Genomic DNA, 18362 nt, shown 5'->3' with positions numbered 1-18362 from the left:
CTCACATCCCGGCAAAGAAACGCCAGGTCCCGGCCTTCCCTGGCAGAGGCCGCCATGCTCAGATGGCGGTCTTGCGCCCGCGCAGCAGTCCTCGCGCCCGCGGGAAGGCCAGGTGATCCTCCTGCCCCGTGCCGATGGCCGACCTGCCCGGGCCACAGGCGTCGGCCGCGCTTGCCCAGGGAGCCCGCGATGAGGTCGACCATGTGATCGATCGTGGCCGGCGGACCAGGTGTGCTCCTCGCCGGTGCACAGGTAGACCGCAGAGGCGTGCGCATGATCGGCCCGGCCCATACGTCGGCACCATGCCCGGCGGCCCGATTTCCATGCTCCACAAGTGGGCTGAAGAATTGGGCTGGCACCACCCGACAAGTGGGCTGATACCACCCGAGCCTTCCGTAACCCACCCAAACCCAATACTACCGGGCTCGGAATCCCCTGAAACAACACGATCCCGCCCGATCACCAAGATCAGACGGGATCCCGTCGACTTCGGTCGAGCCGTTTCAAGAGCGGCCCTGGGCGGAGCTGAGGGGATTCGAACCCCTGACCCCGATACCAGCGTTCCCAGTTGCCCGCTTTGTCTCCCGCGACCAGCAAGATGGCCGCCCGCCACGATGCGTATCTCGCTACGGCCGGTGGAGCCAGGCCGCAACTCCTTCAGAGGGGCTCGGCGAACGACAGGGCCCTCGGAAACGACCGGCCGTGAAAGTCGTCCCGGGCCTTACCCAACGCCAGTTGGTTCAGCGTATGACCGGGTGGCTTCGCCGTCACCACTGCGGTCGGGGCGTAGCCCTGGTGCCAGGCACAGGGTTACCAGGAACGAGGCTGCCGCCATCATGGACATAGCCGAAACGGGAGAGGTGTACTGCGCGATGGCGCCGGCCAGAGCGGCTCCAACGCCTTGCATGGTCATCGTGCCGGAGGAGTGCAGCCCCAGGGCCTGCCCCCGTACGTCAGCAGGCGTCAGAGCGACCAGCCGCTCCTGAAGCAGCAAGCTGGCCGCATACCCGACCGAGGCCAAGGTGATGGCCACCGCCGCCAGCGGCAGCGCAGGATCCACAGCGAAAATCAGGTACGGCGCGGCCAGCAGCAGCCGCAGCGGGGCGGCGAGGCGTTCCCGCCACCGAGCCGGGATAAAGCGGCCAGCAAGGACATCCCCAGCCAGCATGCCGAACGCGGCCAAGGCGAAGAGCAGGCCCGCATGCTCTGGCGCGTACGGCACGAAAAGTGCCTCACAGCCGACGATCAGCCCGTTCGGCACCCACAGGGCCAGGTAGACGTACCGGCGAGGCGCGGATGACCACAGCCGGACATTGTTCCGCCAGGTGGCGGCGACGGACGGGCGTCCAGAGGCGCGTGCCGGGCGGCGGGCCAGCCCCAGCCCTGCGATCAGCGCGGCGGCAAGGTCCAGCACCGCCGCGGTGAGCAGCGTCCCTTGTGGTGACAAGGCGTTCACCAGCAGGCCCCCGAGGGCGAACCCGCAGATCTGGGTGACGCCCACCGACATGTTGAGTACGGACCGGCCGAGCAGGTAACCCTGCTGCGGAAGGATCTCGTTCAGCAATCCGTACCGCACTCCGCCGCCCAGCGAAGCGACCAGCCCAAGGCCGAAGAGGACGACGAAGACAGCCCAAACCGGCAGGCCGGGCATCGCCAGAAAGGCCGTTCCGATGGCGAAGGCCGTGGCCAGAGCGGTCGACGCGGCGCGCGGCGGTATCCGGTCGGCCGCGGACATGAGCACCGTCGCGCCGATCACCTGGGCGAAGGAAGAGCCGAACATGCTCAGCGCGGAAAGGAGCGGAGAGCCAGTGGCCCCGTAGACCAGGGTGCCCAGGGCCAGCCCGCTCACCGTCAAGGCCATCGTCTGCACGGTGGAGGCGGCGAACAGCGGTGTGAACTCCGGCGCCCGGAAAAGCTCTCGATAAGTACGCATGCGGGAATTTCATCGGCCTTGGGGATGGACTGCTAAGGTTTCGCAAGGGGGCGAAACCATGGGCTGCTGGCTGGTGAACGCGGACACCCTTGCCGGGAGCCGGTTCGTGATCTCCGCTCTCGCCGAAACCACCGCCGGTTTGCTGACCTTGGCGACGAACATGGCCGCGCACCCGGGAGAGCGTGCGTGGCTCGACGCCCATCTGCCCGCCTATCGAAGCCGGCTGGCCGCCGATCCGATCACTGCTCTGCTCATCCACGCGGCTGTCGGACACCACTGGATTGCCGACTTCCTCGCCCCCGCGCCTGCCGGCGAAGGAGAGGCGACGTTCGAGGAGGAAGTGGACCAGATACGCGCGATTCCTGCCGAGAACGTCTGGGCGGACCTGACGGTATCGCTGGGCGGGCCGCCGCCGGCCGCATTGGCCCGTCCTGATCTGGGCGAACGCGCCGCCGACATCCTGGCGTGGGTGTGGCGGGAGACGATCGCGCCCTTCTGGCCGCGACGCCGCAGGGTCATCGAGGCGGACATCGTCGCCAGATCGGAGCGGTTGAGCCAGGGCGGCTGGGCCGCGGCATTAGATGACATGCGGCCACAGATGCGCTGGCTGGGCGAGGGCCGACTGCAGATCAACGCATACGACTACCCGGACCGGGACCTGGCCGGTGCTCAGTTACGGTTCGTGCCGGTGACTCCGAGCTGCGGGTGGGTCAGCTGGCAGCTGCCCCATCGGTATGGCGTGGTGTACCCGTGCCGGGGGCCGCTCGCGGACGGCGATCATGTGCCGGCGCCTGAGCCTCTGAGCAGGCTGGTGGGCCGGGCGCGGGCCGGTGTCCTCGTTCTCCTCGACAGTCCCAAGAGCACGACCCAGCTCGTGGCGCTGACCGGCCAGGGGCTTGGGTCGGTAGGCCGCCACCTTAAGGTCCTTCTGGATGCTCGCCTTATCCGGCGTCAACGTGTCGGCCGATCAGTTTTCTACTCCCGAACGGCAATCGGCGAGGCCTTAATCGAGGGCCAACGGAACGGCTGACGGCCCTTACGCCCTTGACTTGGGCCGGAGCGATTCACCCGCTTATTCATGCGGTGAGGTTGACGGAGGTGAAGTCAACTTCCTTGAGCACGGGGTTGAACGCCTCAGGTTCACGGCGGAGCTCGTCGGTAGCGTAGGCGCCGAAGCGCCCACGTTCGCACCTGCGCGTCGTCACCGACCACGACACCGCCCAACGCTGCGTGGAAGCGCTTCAGCGGCAGCGTGAGCGCCAGGGCGTTGCTCGTAAGGCGGCCGGTGACAGGTGGCAGGAGAATGACCTCGTGTTCGCCTCTGCGGTCGGGACGGAGTTGGACGCGCACAACGTCCGGCGCTCGTTCCGGGTGGTGCTCAAGCGGGCAGGCCTCAACGAGAAGGAATGGACCCCGCGCGAGATGCGGCACAGCTTCGTTTCGCTGCTCTCGGACAGCGGCGTGCCCCTGGAGCGCATCTCCCGCCTGGTCGGGCACAGCAACACCATGGTGACGGAGACCGTCTACCGGAAGCAGCTCCGCCCGGTGCTGGTCGAAGGGGCGGAGGCCATGGACCGCATCTTCGGGGGACGGCCGGAGGCGTAGTCACTCAGAAGATCACAAAGGCCGTTTCCGATCACCGGAAACGGCCTTTGACCTGGGTGGAGCTGAGGGGATTCGAACCCCTGACCCCTTCGATGCGAACGAAGTGCGCTACCGGACTGCGCTACAGCCCCAAGGACTGGACCAGATTAGCAAACTTTGGCGACCGCCCGCGCCATCCGGTGCGGGTCGGCGTTGATCACCGAGGGAAACCGGGCATCAGTCGCCGACGGCGCGGCGGGTGCGGTCGGCGTACTGGTCGAAGGGCTCGGCCGGCTTACGGAACTCGATGATCTCGGCCTCGGCCTGCTGGGCGGCGAGTTCCTCGGCGCGGCGGCGCTCGCGTTCCCTGTGCTCGTGCTCCGCGCGGGCCTTGGCGGCGGCGAGGCGCTTCTCGCGGTCCGCGGTGACGGCGACGCGCAGCAGGACGACGTACGAGAGGAGCATGACGGCCGAGGGGGCCGCGCTCCACCACGGAGCGACCCCGACGGCCGCCGTCACCCCGGCGGCGACGTTGAGCAGGGCGCTGCACAGGAGCCAGCGTCGCCGGCGGGCGACGATGCGGGCCCGGCGGCGGCGCTCGTCCTGAACGACCTCAGCGGCCTCCTCGGCGCGCCGCTCGTCGGTGGCGGGGACGGCCTGGTCGGCCTCGTTCGAGGAAGCCGTGGAGGACTTGGATCGCGTGGAGGACGGGGACGGCGTGGACGGGGCGGAGGACCGCGTGGAGGAGGTGGACGACGAGAATGGCCTGGGCAGCGTGGAGGAGGTGGACGGCGCGGAGGGGATGGAGGACGTGGACACGGTGGAGGCGGGTTTGGGCGACGGTGGGGCGTCGAGTTCTACGGTGATCTCGTCGTCGGCGGTGTCAGTCCCCGAGGTGGGGAGGTCGGAGACCGCGACGTCGGTGAGCGTGTCGCCGTCGGACTCGTCGGCGTGCTCGGAGGCGTCGCCCTCCGGGGACCCGTCGGTGTACAGCTCGGAGATGTCGATCGAGTGGCGGTCGCGGCGCAGCCACATGGGCACGAGGACGCACAGCCACATCAGCACGATGCCGAGGTAGAGGAAGGCGCTGCTCACCCGCCCACCTCCGTACGACATGAGGCGCCGGTCCCCGCCCCCGTGACGGCGCACTTCCCGAGCAGTGTGAAGATATACCCCTTCGCGGGGGTGAATGTCCGATTCCTGTGCAGTAGGGGTGAATGCCTCACGGCCAGGGGGAGGGAACCGTCGCCTTCCCGTGCGAAAGGACCGGCCCCGGCCCGGGTAAGAGGGCCAGCCGCGGCCCGGGTAAGGCCGTCGCCTTCCCATGTAAGAGGACCAGCGCCGGCCCGCGTGCGGGAACCGAGCCCGGCCCGGGCAAAGGGACCGCCCCCGGGCGAGGCGAAGGTGCGCCCCCCGGAGCGCGGGAAGCCGTCCGTTTTGGGGTGGCGTGGGACCCCCTGTATGCGGGCAGCATGAACACAGCACGGGACCGTCGCCGTCGCAAATGTGTTCACGTCACGCACCGTAGGACCGCGTGTCACTGGTTGACGAGCATTCAGTCCGGTGTGTCGCCAGATCGTCAACCTGTTTATCGTCACGGATACGCCAAAGGTATCCATGGCCCTCAGGCAGGGCCGTCGTGCGCCGTCTTCTCCCAGGTCTGCCTCCACTGGGAGAGCAGTCCGCGCGGGACGTCCTCCAGGGTGAGGGCGTAGCAGATGTGGTCGCGCCAGGCGCCGTCGATGTGGAGCTGTTTGCGGCGGATGCCCTCCTCGCGGAACCCGAGCTTCTCGACCACGCGGCGGCTCGCGTGGTTCTCGGGGCGGATGTTGGCCTCCAGCCGGTGCAGGCCGACGGTGAAGAAGCAGTGGTCGACGGCCATGGCGAGCGCCGTGGGGATGATGCCGCGCCCGGCGAGCGCGCCGCTCACCCAGTACCCGACCTGGGCCGAGCGCGCGGAGCCCCAGACGATCGCGCCGACCGTGAGCTGCCCGGCGAACGCCCCGCGCCAGGTGACCACCCAGGGCAGCGCGAGCCCCTGACGTGCCTCGCGGCGCAGGGTGCCGACCATGGAGATGTACGGGCCGAGGCCGGTGCGGAACAGCGGCGTCTCAGGGTTGCTGGGTTCCCAGGGCCTGAGCCAGTCGGCGTTGCGCAGCCGCGTCTCCCGCCAGACGCCCACATCGCGCAGACGCAGCGGCCGGAGTCCCACCGGCCCCTCTTTGAGGGTTGCCGGCCAGCCGCGAAGTCGATCCACGGGTCAATCATCCCCTGCCGGAGCGTGAATCCGCCATGGTGGCCTCCTGACCCTCATGAAGCGGGATGGTCGCCCCCTCTGATCTGGTCGATGACGTGCCGGAGTACGGGTGCGAGGACGGCCATGCCGTCGCGTACTCCTCCGGACGAGCCGGGCAGGTTGACGACGAGGGTCGTCGCGGCCTGGCCGGCCAGCCCGCGCGAGAGGATCGAGGTGGGTACTTTGTCGCGGTTGACCTGTCGTATGGCCTCGGCGATGCCGGGGATCTCGCGGTCGATGACGCGCCGGGTCATTTCGGGGGTGAGGTCCGTGGGGGTGAGCCCGGTGCCTCCCGTGGTGACGATCACGTCGTATCCGGCGCGGACGCCGTCGCGCAGGGCGGCCTCGACGGGCTCGCCGTCAGGGACGACGCGCGGGCCGTCCACCTGTTCGCATCCGGCCTCGGCGAGCAGCTCGGCCAGTAGTTGCCCCGATTTATCGGGATAAATGCCAGCAGCGGCCCGGTTGGAGGCCGTCACGACCAGCGCCCTCACGGCCGGTTCCAGACGCCGGTCTTCCCGCCGGTCTTCTGCTCGACCCGGACGTCGCTGATCACCGCCGCCGGATCGACCGCCTTGATCATGTCGACCATGGCCAGCCCCGCCACGGAGACCGCCGTCAGCGCCTCCATCTCGACGCCCGTACGGTCGGCCGTCCGCACCCGGGCGGTGATCTCCACCCCCGAGTCGACCACGGTCAGCTCGACCTCCACGCCGTGCAGCGCGATCGGATGGCACAGCGGGACGAGGTCGGGCGTCCGCTTGGCCCCCATGATCCCGGCGACGCGGGCGACGCCGATCGCGTCGCCCTTGGGCACGTCCCCGGAGCGCAGGATCGCCACGGCCTCGGGCGACAGCAGCACCCGGCCGGTGGCGCGCGCCGTGCGGACGCCGACGTCCTTGGCCGAGACGTCGACCATGCGCGCGGCGCCGGACTCGTCGATGTGGCTCAGCTCGCTCACAGCGGGATCACCTCCACGGTCGTCCCCTCGGGAAGCTCGGTGACGTCGTCGGGGATCACGATCAGCGCGTTCGCGCCGGCGAGGGCGGCGAGCTGATGGGACCCCTGCCTGTGCACGGGGGTGACCGAGCCCTTCCCATCCAGGACCCCGCGCAGGAAGGACCGCCTGCCCGCCGGAGACCGCGCCCCCGACGTGACCACCGCGGAGACGGTCGGAGGGGGGCCTGCGGGCAAACCGCGCATCTTGGCCAGCGCGGGCTTCACGAAAAGCACGAAAGAGACGTACGACGAGACGGGGTTGCCCGGCAGCGCGAAGATCGGGACCTGCCGCTCGCCGAGCACGCCGAACCCCTGCGGCATCCCCGGCTGCATGGCGACCTTCTCGAACCGGACGGTCTCGAGCGGCGACAGCGCCTCCTTGACGGGCTCGTACGCGCCCATCGATATGCCACCGGAGGTGATCACGGCGTCGGCGTCGCCGAGCAGCCCCTCCAGGGACTCCAGGAACTCCGCGGGGTCATCGCCCACGGCCCGCCGCCGCACCGCCTCACCGCCCGCCTGGCGGACGGCGGCGACGAGCGTGAAGCTGTTGGACTCCCAGATCTGCCCCGGGCCGAGCGGGGTGCCCGGCTCGACCAGCTCGGCGCCCGTGGAGAGCACCACGACCCGCGGACGGGAGCGGGCGAGGACGGCCTGCCTGCCCACCCCGGCGAGGATGCCGAGCTGGGCGGGCCCGATCTCGGTGCCTGCGGCGAGCACGGCGTCGCCCGCGTGGACGTCCTCTCCGGACCGGCGGATGGCGTTGCCCGCCGGCGCGGGCCTGCGGATCGCGACGCGGTCCGTGCCGCCGTCGGTCCACTCGACGGGCACCACCGCGTCGGCGCCCGCGGGCACCGGCGCGCCGGTCATGATGCGCGTGACATGCCCCGGCCCGACCGCCCGGGGCGCGCTCTCGCCCGCCGCGACGTCGATCGTGACCGGCAGCACGACGGGTGCCGCCTCGGTCGCCGCCGCGACGTCCCCGGCCCGGACGGCGTACCCGTCCATGGCGGAGTTGTCGAACGGCGGCAACGCGACGGGCGACCGTACGTCCTCGGCCAGGACGGCGCCGAGCGCGAAGTCCAGGCCGAGGCCGACGGGGTCGATCGGGCGTACGGTGGCGAGGATCTCGGCCAGGTGCGCGTCAACCGATTTCATCGCGGCCATGATCTGATTCTCACACGGAATGCTCGTCGAGGAACTCGCGCAGCCAGGGGATGAACTCGGGGGCGAGGTCGGGACGGTCTGCGGCGAACTGCACGACCGTGCGGAGGTAGTCGAGCTTGTTGCCGGTGTCGTAGCGGCGGCCGCGGAACAGCACGCCGTGGACGGGCCCGCCCTCCTCGGTGGAACGCCCGGCGAGCTCCAGCAGCGCGTCGGTGAGCTGGATCTCGCCGCCGCGCCCGGGCGGGGTGTTCTCCAGCACCTCGAACACGGCCGGGTCGATGACGTACCGTCCGATGACCGCCCAGTTCGACGGGGCCTCGTCGGCCGGGGGCTTCTCGACCAGGCCCGTCACCCGCACCACGTCGTCCTCGTCCGTAGGCTGGATCTCGGCGCAGCCGTACAGCGAGACCTGCTCCCGCGGCACCTCCATCAGCGCCACGACGCTGCCGCCGTAGGTGTCGCGCACCTCGATCATGCGCTTCAGCAGGTGGTCGCGGTGGTCGATCATGTCGTCACCCAGCAGGCAGGCGAACGGGTGGTTGCCGACGTGCTGCTTGGCGCACAGCACGGCGTGGCCGAGCCCCTTGGGCTCACCCTGGCGTACGTAGTGGAAGGTGGCGATCTCGACCGGTTCGAGAACCTGCGAGAGACGCTCGGAGTCGCCCTTGGCCGCCAGCACCTCCTCCAGCTCGTACGCGCGGTCGAAGTGGTCCTCGATGGAGCGCTTGTTCCGGCCTGTCACCATGAGGAGGTCGAGCAACCCGACCGAGACCGCCTCTTCGACGACATACTGGATGGCCGGCTTGTCGACGATCGGCAGCATCTCTTTCGGGGTCGCCTTGGTCGCCGGCAGGAAGCGCGTCCCGAGGCCGGCGGCGGGAATGACGACTTTCGTCACTGGATCGTAGTCAGCCATGAATGCACCTTAATGGAGGGCCGAGTGGACAAAGCGGAGCTGCGCCGGAGGATCGTGGCCGCGCGCACAGGGCTCGCCGATCCGCGCGACTCGGCGACCGCGATCAGGGAAACGCTACTCGACCAGCCCTGGGTGCAAATGGCCGGGCTGGTCGCCTGTTATTGGTCGATGGGCTCCGAACCTTCGACGCACGGCCTGATTTTCGCGCTGTGGAAGCACGGCGCGACGGTGATCCTTCCCGTCCTGTGCCCGGACAATGATCTCGATTGGGCTGTTTACGATGGCCCTGACTCGGTGGCGCCCGGCCCGCGCGGCATGATGGAGCCCGTGGACACGCGGCGCGGCATGGACACCGTCCGCACGGCCGCCCTGGTCATCGTGCCCGCGCTGGCGGTCGACCCGTCCAGCGGCGTGCGGCTCGGACGCGGCGGCGGCTCGTACGACCGGGCGCTCGCCCGGGTGGGGCCGAATGTTCCGACGGTCGCATTGCTGCACGAGGGCGAGTTGATCGAGGGAATTCCCGCGGAACCACATGATCGGGCCGTGTCGATGGCGGCCCTGCCGTCCGGCATCGTCGGCGTCGGACGTGATCGGACGCGACAGTTGTGATTGGCGGGGTTACCGGGACCGGCGTCCGCGAACCGGTGATTCTCGTCACGAAACGATTTGGAGGTCGTCGAGACCGCCATTGTCCTTGAAGTATTCACCCAGCGAGTCGTTGCGGACCGCCTCGAAGAAACGTGCGCCCTCCTTCTTGTCGAGGCGGACGACGCTGGCGCCCTTGACCGTGCCCGTGCCCAGGGTCGGAATCGTGGCGGAATCCACCGTTTCGGGGCGAATGTTGCGCAGCTCGAGGGCCAGGTCGCGCAATGTGCTCAACGTCACACCCGAGTCGACGCTGACCGCGTGGGTGAGCGCCTCCAAGAAGTCGTTCAGTTTGAACGGGTTGGTCAGCAGATCCTTGCTTATGATCTTGTGGCCCAACGCCCCGACGAACGCCTGCTGCCGCTTGATCCGGTCGAAGTCCCCGCCCGGCAGGTTGTAGCGCTGGCGGACGAACAGCAGCGCCTTCTCACCCTCCAGGTGCACCATGCCCTGCGGCCAGGTGACCTTGTTCATCGGGTCGTACACCTTGCGCGACACGTACACGTCCACGCCGCCGACGACCTTGCTCATCTCGACGAACCCCTGGAAGTCCAGCGCGGCGAAATGGTCGATGCGGACCTTCGTGAGGCCCTCGATGGTCTTGATCAGCAGCTTCGGCCCGCCGAAGGCGTACGCGGCGTTGATCTTGTTGTTTCCGTGCCCGGGGATGGGGACATAAGAGTCGCGGGGGATGCCGATGAGCGTGAGCCGATCCCGGGCGGCCGGGACATGGACGATCATGATCGTGTCGGCCCGCTGGTTGCCCGACTCGCCCGGGCGCTTGTCCGATCCGATGAGCAGCCAGTTCTGCGCGTCGCCCACGGCCTTCACCGGACGTCCGGCATCCTCGGGGAACGCTCCAGGGATCCGCTCGATGTTGCCGTTCAGCGAGATCTGACGCTCCATCACCAGCGCGAACGCCGCCGCCACCACCATGGCGAGGACGAGCACGGTCACGATCACCAGGCGGCGTAACAGCCGCCGCTTCCTCGGCTTCTCCGGGTTCTTCGAGGACGCCTCGGGGACGTCGTCACCCTCGCCGGGGGCATCCTTCCTCAGCCCGTCGAGAACCGAGCGGCTCTCCACGACCGGGGAAGCGTCGTCCGTCACTGCCGTCCACCCATGATTCCGTTTGACCTAGCATCCGTGTCGCGTGTGACCGTAGCTCAAAGTAGTTCATCGTGGTAGAGGACCACACCAATACGCCACAATGGGCGGAAAACATGAGGAGGAGAGCCGGTGAACCTTAATATTTGGCTACTCCTCGCGTCCATCGTCGTGATCGCGGCCATCGCGTCCGTACGGGTCGCGCACCGCACCGGACTCCCCACCCTGCTCATCTACCTGGGGCTCGGCCTGCTCCTCGGCGAGGCCGGGCTGGGCATCCAGTTCGAGAACGCGCAGCTCGCGCAGCAGATCGGCCTCGCCGCGCTCGCCGTGATCCTCGCCGAGGGCGGTCTCACCACGTACTGGCCGCACGTACGCCGGGCCGTGCCGACCGCGCTCCTCCTCGCCACGATCGGCGTCGGCGTGAGCATCGTCGTACTCGCGTCCGCCGCGCACTGGCTGCTGGCCATGGACTGGCGCACGGCGCTGCTGCTCGGCGCGATCCTCGCCTCCACCGACGCGGCGGCCGTCTTCTCCGTCCTGCGCCGGCTCCCCCTGCCACAACGGCTCTCCGGCATACTGGAGGCCGAGTCCGGATTCAACGACGCGCCCACCGTCATCGTGGTCGTACTGCTCAGCCGATTGAACGCCCCTCTGCCCGGCCTCGGCCAGGTGATGTTCGAGGCCGCCTTCGAGCTGACCGTCGGCTGCGCGGTGGGCCTCGCCGTCGGGCCGCTCGGAGCGTACGCCCTGCGCCGCGTCGCGCTGCCGTCCTCCGGTTTGTACCCGATCGCCGTGCTCGCCCTCGCGTTCATCGCCTACAGCGGCGCCGCCCTGCTGCACGGCAGCGGCTTCCTCGCCGTCTACCTCGCCACACTCGTCCTCGGCAACACGCGCCTCCCCCACCGGCCGGCCACCCGCGGGTTCGCCGAAGGGGCCGCCTGGCTCGCCCAGATCGGGCTGTTCGTCATGCTCGGCATCCTCGCCAGCCCCTCCGAACTGCCCGCCACCGTGGTCCCCGGCCTCATCGCGGGCCTCGCCCTGCTGCTGCTCGCCCGCCCCGCGTCCGTCGTCGTCTCCGCCCTTCTCGTACGGACCGCGCGGGTCGACCGGCTGTCCTGGCGCGAGCAGGTTTTCCTGTCCTGGGCCGGTCTGCGCGGCGCCGTCCCCATCGTGCTCGCCACCATCCCGTGGGCCGCCGGGATCGTCGGCGCCAAAGGCCTGTTCAACGAGGTCTTCGTCATCGTGATCGTGTTCACGTTCATCCAGGGGCCCACGCTGCCGTACCTGGCCCGCGTCCTGCGCGTCGGCGCCCCCGAGGAGGCCCTCGACCTCGGCGTCGAGGCGGCCCCGCTCGAAGAGCTCAACGCCGACCTGCTCCAGGTCACCATCCCGCCCGGATCCGGGCTGCACGGCGTCGAGATCTTCGAGCTGCGGCTGCCGTCGGACGCCGCCGTCACCATGGTCGTCCGGGAAGGACACTCGTTCGTCCCCGAAGACTCGACCCGGCTCCGCGCCGACGACCAGCTGCTCGTCGTCACAACGGCGGCCTGCCGTGAGCGGGTGGAGCGCCGCCTGCGCGCGGTCAGTCGGCGCGGCAAGCTGGCGGGTTGGTACGGGGAGAGCGGCGAGTAGGCCGCCCGGCCCTTGGCGACCACCGAGGCTCGTGCCAGGTGTTACCGGGCGCCCCGGATATCCCCGGGCGCCCCCGAGCCCATCACAGGACCCCAGCACATCACCCCGGTCACCCCAGACCCTCCGCGGCCGAGATGACGGACTCCGGCCGCACGACCACGGCCGCCGGTCACCGCATACAGGACAAGGCACAGGCCAGACGCCTCTGCGGCCACTCCCTGGGGGCCTTCCGCCCGGGATTAGAAGCCGGCTGGGTGGCGTTTAGCCTAATCCGCTGCGTACCATTAGCAGTCGCATCGGTAGAGTGCCAATCTGCGTGAGCATACTGAGCCATACGAGGAGGAGTGCGTGCCCACATACCAGTACGCCTGTACCGCTTGCGGTGAAGGGCTCGAGGCGGTCCAGCGATTCACCGACGACCCGCTGACCACATGCCCCAGCTGCCAGGGCCAGCTTCGCAAGGTGTTCTCCGCGGTCGGCATCGTCTTCAAGGGATCGGGCTTCTACCGGACGGACAACCGCTCGTCCGGTTCCTCCAGCGCCTCGACCTCGTCGTCCTCCACGTCGACCGGTTCGTCCGGCTCGTCGAGCTCCGACTCCGGCAACGGCTCCAGCGCCGCCGGTGGGTCCGGCTCGGCCTCGGGTTCCGGCTCCGGCTCGGGCTCGGGCTCGGGCTCGGCGAAGAAGGAGCCGGCGTCGGCCAGCGCCTCCAGCAGCAGCTCATCCTCCTGACGACGCCACGGGTTGTACGGCTCGTACGGCCACCCCGACGCCGTACAACCCTCCCACCAAGATCACCCCGACACGGCATTCCCAGCCGCGCATGTCACTGACCGCGGATGACCCCGCGGCGGGTCGCCTTTCGTCTGGGGCTGGTCTCGGAGCGAGAGCCGACAAGACGGCGCCGCGGCCGGCGCACCCCCATTCCCCAGCCTCGCACGTCACCGACCGCAGATGACCCCTCGGCGGGCCGTCCCTCGTCCGGGGCTGATCTCGGAGCGCACGAGCCGACAATACGGCGCCGCGGCCAACGGTCCTCGGAGGTCTGGTCTGACTCCGTCTCCTCCTCTGCACAGAGAGCGCTCCGCACAGCGAGTGCAACGCGGGAGCCTCCGGCAACGCCGCGACATGCCACCCTGACAAGGCACGGGCCCAGGCGGCTCGGTCCGCAGACGAGGCCGCCCGGGAGGCGAGGCGCCCTTCGATGACGGAGCCTGTCCAGGACTGAGACATAAATCCGTTTCCGCTCCTGTGCACAAGCCGGAGTTATCCACAGGCGGCGGCTTCACGCGCATCGCGCCCAAGCCGGGGCGCTAATGTCGTGGCCATGGTCACCAGAGCGGACATCGGAGTCATCGGCGGCTCAGGCTTCTACTCCCTCCTCGACGACGCTGAAGAGGTCGAGGTCACCACGCCGTACGGGCCACCGAGCGACCCCATCACCATAGGGCGCATCGGCTCCCGCACGGTCGCGTTCGTGCCCCGTCACGGCCGCGACCACCGCTTCCCTCCCCATCGCATCCCATACCGGGCCAACCTGTGGGCCCTGCGCTCGCTCGGCGTCCGTCAGGTGCTCGCCCCGAGCGCCGTGGGTTCGTTGCGCGCCGAGTACGGCCCTGGCACGCTGGTGATCCCCGATCAACTGGTCGACCGCACCACCAGCCGCGCGCACACCTATTACGACGAGGGCGGCGCGGTCCACGTCCCGTTCGCCGACCCCTACTGCGCGACCGGCAGGTCCCTCGCCTGCGCGACGGCGAGCGCCGAGGGCTGGGACGTCGTCGACGGCGGCACCCTCGTCGTCATCGAAGGGCCTCGCTTCTCCTCCAGAGCCGAGTCACGCTGGTTCAGCGGCAACGGCTGGACGATCGTCGGCATGACCGGCTACCCCGAGGCCGCCCTCGCCCGCGAACTCGCCCTCTGCTACACCACGCTGGCCCTGGTGACCGACCACGACGCCGGGGTGGACGTCGGCGAGGGCGTCACCCAGGAGGAGGTCCTCGCTTTCTTCGCCGCCAACAGCGAACGCATGCGCACCCTGGTCGCCTCAGTCACCGCCGCCCTCCCCACCGACCGCCCCTGCCACTGCCCCAACACCCTCGACGGCATAAAACTCCCCTTCCCCCTCCCCTAACCTCAACCCCCGCCCTGCCCGCCCGCCCTGCGCAAAGCCCTGCCCTCACCTCACCGACCCGCCGATCAAGAACCCCGGCGAGCGGGCGTTCTGCTCCAAAGACCAGTCCAAAGCGGACAGCTATCCGTCTTGTGCGGCCGGAATGGAGCAGATCGTCGAGGACGGGGCGAGGGCGCAGCGAAGAACACCCCCGTAGCACCCGGCGCCTCCGGGCCGCTCCCGCATGCCCAAGGGGCGCTCCCGCATGCCCAAGGGGCGCTCCCGCATGCCCAAGGGGCGCTCCCGCATACCGAGTGAGTAATCGAATCCCCAGCGAGTACCCGCTTCCACCAACTACCACCGGCTTCCGCCGGCTTCCGGCCGACTCACGACGAGTCCCGACGACCCGACTTTCTCCACCCGGCCTCCCCTACCCGGCGCCGCGTCGGTGGGAAGGGGCGTCGGTGATGCCGGCGCCCTGACACGGCGAGCTAACCCGGCGCGAACGGCAACACGACGGGCATACCTCACCGCCCAACTTCACCCCCCTCGGAGCCGCCCATGCGAACCGTGATCCCGCGCGTCGTCAAGATGCTCAACCGGCGACGGCGAATCCTGGCAGCGGCGCTCGCGGCGATGGCGACCCTCTGCCTCGGCCTCTCCGTACGTCCCGCGCCGACCACGGAAGTCCTCGCCGCCGCACGCGACCTCGCAGGAGGCCCGCTGTCCGCGTCCGACCTGACCGTGGTGCGCTTCCCCGAGGACACCGTGCCCGACGGCGCGCTACGTCCCGGCACACGCGTCACCGGCCGTTTCCTGACGTCCCCCGCCCGACGGGGCGAACCGCTGACCAACGTTCGCCTGCTGGGTCCTTCCCTGGTCGACGCCTACGGTCCCGGCCTGCTCGCCACCCCTGTACGCGTCACGGACGCCTCGTCCGCCCGCCTACTCCGCGCGGGCGACATCATCGACGTCATCGCCTCCGCCCCGAAATGGGACGACGCCGTCAGCCCCGCGACAGCCACGGTGGCGCAGTCCGTCACCGTCATAGCCCCACCGGCTTCCACCCGTTCCGCCGACCCCACGGACTCGATGGGTGAGACCGGCGCCCTCGTCGTCCTGGCCACCACCCCCGACCAGGCCCAGCGACTCGCCCAGGCGACCACAGCCTCACGCCTGTCCATCACCATCCACGGCCGACCATGACCAGCGAAACCTGACATCACAGAACGTTACGAGGCCGACACGTCCCTATTCAATGACTCTCCGTGCACAGCCATGCCAACCAACCTCGAATGTCGATCAGCCCTCGACGCCCTACAGACACACAGAAGAAACCGCGTACCCACAAATTCGTCCACAGCATGTGGACAACGCGGCAGAGTGCTACAGCAGGGACCCGAGCTTCGGGTCGTATTCCCAATGCCAGGGCTCAAAAGGACTGTGATACGCCCAGTCCGGATGTATCCATCCAAACTGCTTGCCATTCGCCTCAACCCAGTTGAACTGCACCGACCGGAAGACATCCACGCCACCACACAGGTCCACGGCCAGCCCAAGCCCGTGATTACTGCGCCCCGGCACGGCGGCGAAGCCCGGCCGGCGATAGAAAATCGCCTGCTGCTGCGCCAGGTTGCGATAGCTGTCGGTCAGGCACATCGGCTTGCCGAAGCGCTTCCTGTACGCCTCGTTCAGCGCGACGAACGCGATCGCCGCGTCCGCCCGCAGCTCACGCCCCGGCTGCTGCAACGGGCACAGAACGCTCTTCGGGAGCAACCCGTTCGGATACTGCGCGGCCGAACTGACCCGCGTCGGATCGCACGCCGCACCCGACCGTCCGCCCTGGTTGACCCGCACTCCCAGCTTGACCAGCGCCTGGGACAACGACTTGACGACCGCCGCCGAACGCTTCCGCAACGTGTCGATCTCGGCGTTGAGCTGTGCCTCCACCAGCAACTTGGTCGCCCGAAGGTCCTGCGCCTCGGCCGCGAGCCTCTGCTGCTCCTGGTAGAGCCGGCCCACGTCGGCCAAGATCTCATCGCGCCCGGACACGAGGTACGTCATGTCGCTGAGGGCCCGCAGGCTGGAGGCGTCGCTCGCACCCGAAAGGAAAGGGGCCATGTCGCCCCCCTGAGGAGTCTGGTACAGCGACTGCACAAGATCGGCGAGGGGCTTGCGCACCTTGGACAACTCCGCGGTCGCCGTACGCAACTGGTCGAGCTTCTTCTTCAGCTCCGAGTCCGCCTTCGCGAGCGTCGCCTGACGTTGCTCCAAGGCCTTCGTGGCCTCCGCCAGTGCCTGGGACGACCTCTCGGCCTCGCGACGCAGCTCCGTCAGGTTCCCCGGAGCCGAGTCCTGACTCACGGCCTCCAGCGTGACCGGCCGCGCCTGCGCCTCACCCGAAGACGACAGGGTGAGCACCGAAACCACCGCCATGAGGACCGCGACCAGGCTCGCCGATCGAGGAGATGGCACGTTAGACCCCTCCGTTTGCGAACTTGTGACCTAAGCCCGGCACGCACGTTACTACAGCAAGACGAGCACCCGCGCATGAGTCACAAGAGCCGTTATGTACGGATCATGGCATTTATACCTGCTCCGCACCGCCAACTTGACGCAGTCTCCTGAACCCCAGCACCCACTCCTGTAACGCAACGGCCCCCGGAACCCACACCCGTGACGCAACCGAACCAACTACATCGACCAAGCACCCCAGCACCGGACCCACGTTCCGAACCAACGACATCGCCCACCCCGCAAGAGCACCCAACGCCCTCACCGCCCCCAGCGATCAGCGGACCCTCCACGACGACCACAAAGCCGTATTCCGACCAGACGGCACCGAGCACCCCACAACAGCCCCAGCGCCCTCATCGACCCCGCGCTCAGCGTGCCCCCAGGACAACCACAACGCCGCATCCCAACAGACGACATAGCCCGCCACGCACAGCACCCAGCGCCCTCACCGCCCAGTGATCAGCGCTCCGCCCACGACCCACCGCGGCCAGATCCGGCCGCCCGGGCCAGCGCAGCGCCTGGTCCACCGTGAACAAGCGCCGAACGTGCAGGACAGGGGACGCAGGGCAGCGGCCCGGCGGGGCCAGGTTCACACGCCCCGGACCGGGCGAGGTGTCTCCGACTGCCGAGCTCGCGCACACAGCGTCAGGCCGCCGAACCGCGCAGCGCCTGGTCCACCGTGAACGAGCGCCGAACGTGCAGGGCAGAGGGCGCAGGGCAGCGGCCCGGCGGGGCCAGGTTCACACGCCCTGGACTGGACGGGGTGCCTCCGACTGCCGGGCCCACGCACACAGCATTGGGCAGTGACAACACCTACGCGCACATCTACCCGGACCTCCTCGCCCTACCAGCCGCATCCCGCCAGACGGCCACAACCTCACGGCCATGCCGTTTGACGATCCGGCCTACAGCACCGCCAGGATCATCGGCACCGCTTAGAAGCACAGACGCTCCACCACCGGGTGAACCCCCGCACACTGATGCTCCCCGAGCTCACCTCGACAGTCTTGCCGTCGTCGAACTCCGCCCGCCCGGTCCGACGCTCCTTCCCCCGCACCCCAAACCACGTCACCCCGAGCGACCTGTGGCTCCTCTCGCCGGGCGGCGATCGGAACCTCGTCCGGCGCAGACCTCGCCCGCTCCCCGCACCGAGACCAAAGCAGCGAACCAGCCCCGGCAGAGCCTCCCCAGACCAACGCAGCACCCCCGGCAGAGACTCCCCGGGTCGACGATTCCGCGCCCTTCCCGGCCAAACCCCCAGGAACCCAGTCGACGACCGCCCCCTCGCCTACAACTCCCAAGGACTCACCGACCGGCACTGCCGCCCCCAGGCTCCCCACCGTCCCCGCTGCTCTGGGCACTTCTCCCGCAACACCAGGCCCCTCAGGGCTGTCCTCGCCAGCCCTAACCCCCGCAGACCCCGCGTCCACCGATCCCTCGTATGCCCGAC

At 69.2% G+C, this 18362-nt stretch carries 16 protein-coding genes, 1 tRNA gene and 1 pseudogene; 7 read left to right on the top strand and 11 right to left on the bottom strand.

From position 1 onward, the window contains the following. Positions 1-468: 468 nt before the first annotated feature. Positions 469-661: pseudogene (locus AB0H21_RS39865) on the bottom strand (hypothetical protein); the annotation flags it as partial. Positions 662-721: 60 nt separating this feature from the next. Next, positions 722-1933: an MFS transporter gene (locus AB0H21_RS39860; RefSeq protein ID WP_358527078.1), complete on the bottom strand. Its 1212-nt coding sequence runs from the start codon at positions 1931-1933 to the stop codon at positions 722-724. 58 nt (positions 1934-1991) lie between these two features. Between AB0H21_RS39860 and AB0H21_RS39855 the strand changes: the two genes are divergently transcribed. Continuing rightward, on the top strand, positions 1992-2963 hold the full coding sequence (locus AB0H21_RS39855) for a helix-turn-helix domain-containing protein (protein ID WP_358527077.1): 972 nt from the start codon (positions 1992-1994) through the stop codon (positions 2961-2963). Positions 2964-3163: 200 nt separating this feature from the next. After that, positions 3164-3538, top strand: a complete 375-nt coding sequence (locus AB0H21_RS39850; RefSeq protein ID WP_358527075.1) for a tyrosine-type recombinase/integrase — start codon at positions 3164-3166, stop codon at positions 3536-3538. Between the two features lie 57 nt (positions 3539-3595). On the opposite strand, the gene AB0H21_RS39845 is transcribed toward AB0H21_RS39850, so the two are convergent. The 7 genes from AB0H21_RS39845 to galU form a co-directional block, all read right to left on the bottom strand. Further along, a tRNA-Ala gene (locus AB0H21_RS39845) sits at positions 3596-3669 on the bottom strand. An 85-nt stretch (positions 3670-3754) separates the two neighbouring features. Beyond that, positions 3755-4612, bottom strand: a complete 858-nt coding sequence (locus AB0H21_RS39840) for a hypothetical protein (protein ID WP_358527074.1) — start codon at positions 4610-4612, stop codon at positions 3755-3757. Positions 4613-5141: 529 nt separating this feature from the next. Beyond that, on the bottom strand, positions 5142-5774 hold the full coding sequence (locus tag AB0H21_RS39835; RefSeq protein ID WP_358527072.1) for a GNAT family protein: 633 nt from the start codon (positions 5772-5774) through the stop codon (positions 5142-5144). Between the two features lie 53 nt (positions 5775-5827). Beyond that, positions 5828-6307: a MogA/MoaB family molybdenum cofactor biosynthesis protein gene (locus AB0H21_RS39830; RefSeq protein WP_358527071.1), complete on the bottom strand. Its 480-nt coding sequence runs from the start codon at positions 6305-6307 to the stop codon at positions 5828-5830. After that, complete coding sequence (gene moaC, locus AB0H21_RS39825; protein ID WP_358527069.1) at positions 6304-6774, bottom strand: cyclic pyranopterin monophosphate synthase MoaC; 471 nt, start codon at positions 6772-6774, stop codon at positions 6304-6306. The genes AB0H21_RS39830 and moaC overlap by 4 nt, the downstream gene beginning before the upstream one ends. Next, positions 6771-7970, bottom strand: coding sequence for a gephyrin-like molybdotransferase Glp (gene glp, locus AB0H21_RS39820; RefSeq protein ID WP_358527067.1), 1200 nt, complete (start codon positions 7968-7970; stop codon positions 6771-6773). Before glp ends, moaC begins: the two co-directional genes overlap by 4 nt. Positions 7971-7989: 19 nt before the next feature. Then, complete coding sequence (galU, locus tag AB0H21_RS39815; RefSeq protein ID WP_358527066.1) at positions 7990-8895, bottom strand: UTP--glucose-1-phosphate uridylyltransferase GalU; 906 nt, start codon at positions 8893-8895, stop codon at positions 7990-7992. Between the two features lie 24 nt (positions 8896-8919). Here galU and AB0H21_RS39810 point away from each other — a divergent pair, with 24 nt between their 5' ends. Then, positions 8920-9504, top strand: coding sequence for a 5-formyltetrahydrofolate cyclo-ligase (locus tag AB0H21_RS39810; protein ID WP_358527064.1), 585 nt, complete (start codon positions 8920-8922; stop codon positions 9502-9504). Between the two features lie 45 nt (positions 9505-9549). On the opposite strand, the gene AB0H21_RS39805 is transcribed toward AB0H21_RS39810, so the two are convergent. Continuing rightward, complete coding sequence (locus tag AB0H21_RS39805) at positions 9550-10650, bottom strand: LCP family protein (protein ID WP_358527062.1); 1101 nt, start codon at positions 10648-10650, stop codon at positions 9550-9552. A gap of 129 nt (positions 10651-10779) precedes the next feature. Between AB0H21_RS39805 and AB0H21_RS39800 the strand changes: the two genes are divergently transcribed. From AB0H21_RS39800 to cpaB, 4 genes are all read left to right on the top strand, one after another. Further along, positions 10780-12282 (top strand): potassium/proton antiporter, encoded by a 1503-nt coding sequence (locus tag AB0H21_RS39800; RefSeq protein ID WP_358527060.1) that lies wholly within the window; start codon positions 10780-10782, stop codon positions 12280-12282. Positions 12283-12630: 348 nt separating this feature from the next. Beyond that, positions 12631-13014 (top strand): FmdB family zinc ribbon protein, encoded by a 384-nt coding sequence (locus AB0H21_RS39795; RefSeq protein WP_358527058.1) that lies wholly within the window; start codon positions 12631-12633, stop codon positions 13012-13014. Between the two features lie 595 nt (positions 13015-13609). Continuing rightward, positions 13610-14416: an S-methyl-5'-thioadenosine phosphorylase gene (locus AB0H21_RS39790; protein WP_358527056.1), complete on the top strand. Its 807-nt coding sequence runs from the start codon at positions 13610-13612 to the stop codon at positions 14414-14416. Positions 14417-14956: 540 nt separating this feature from the next. Continuing rightward, a complete protein-coding gene (gene cpaB, locus AB0H21_RS39785; RefSeq protein WP_358527054.1) occupies positions 14957-15601 on the top strand; it encodes a Flp pilus assembly protein CpaB in 645 nt (214 codons plus the stop codon). Positions 15602-15781: 180 nt separating this feature from the next. Here the strand turns inward: cpaB and AB0H21_RS39780 are convergent, their stop codons facing one another. Beyond that, a complete protein-coding gene (locus AB0H21_RS39780) occupies positions 15782-16870 on the bottom strand; it encodes a D-alanyl-D-alanine carboxypeptidase family protein (RefSeq protein WP_358527053.1) in 1089 nt (362 codons plus the stop codon). Positions 16871-18362 lie beyond the last annotated feature (1492 nt).

Origin of the sequence: Sphaerisporangium sp. NPDC051011 (genome assembly GCF_040653595.1) — a bacterium.
Taxonomy (GTDB): domain Bacteria; phylum Actinomycetota; class Actinomycetes; order Streptosporangiales; family Streptosporangiaceae; genus Sphaerisporangium.
This window is presented reverse-complemented; position numbering and strand designations above follow the sequence as displayed.

Coding starts and splice junctions, on each gene's coding strand:
- cpaB (WP_358527054.1), top strand. CDS start 14,957: ATGCGAACCGTGATCCCGCGCGTCGTCAAGATGCTCAACCGGCGACGG.
- AB0H21_RS39790 (WP_358527056.1), top strand. CDS start 13,610: ATGGTCACCAGAGCGGACATCGGAGTCATCGGCGGCTCAGGCTTCTAC.
- AB0H21_RS39860 (WP_358527078.1), bottom strand. CDS start 1,933: ATGCGTACTTATCGAGAGCTTTTCCGGGCGCCGGAGTTCACACCGCTG.
- glp (WP_358527067.1), bottom strand. CDS start 7,970: ATGAAATCGGTTGACGCGCACCTGGCCGAGATCCTCGCCACCGTACGC.
- AB0H21_RS39855 (WP_358527077.1), top strand. CDS start 1,992: ATGGGCTGCTGGCTGGTGAACGCGGACACCCTTGCCGGGAGCCGGTTC.
- galU (WP_358527066.1), bottom strand. CDS start 8,895: ATGGCTGACTACGATCCAGTGACGAAAGTCGTCATTCCCGCCGCCGGC.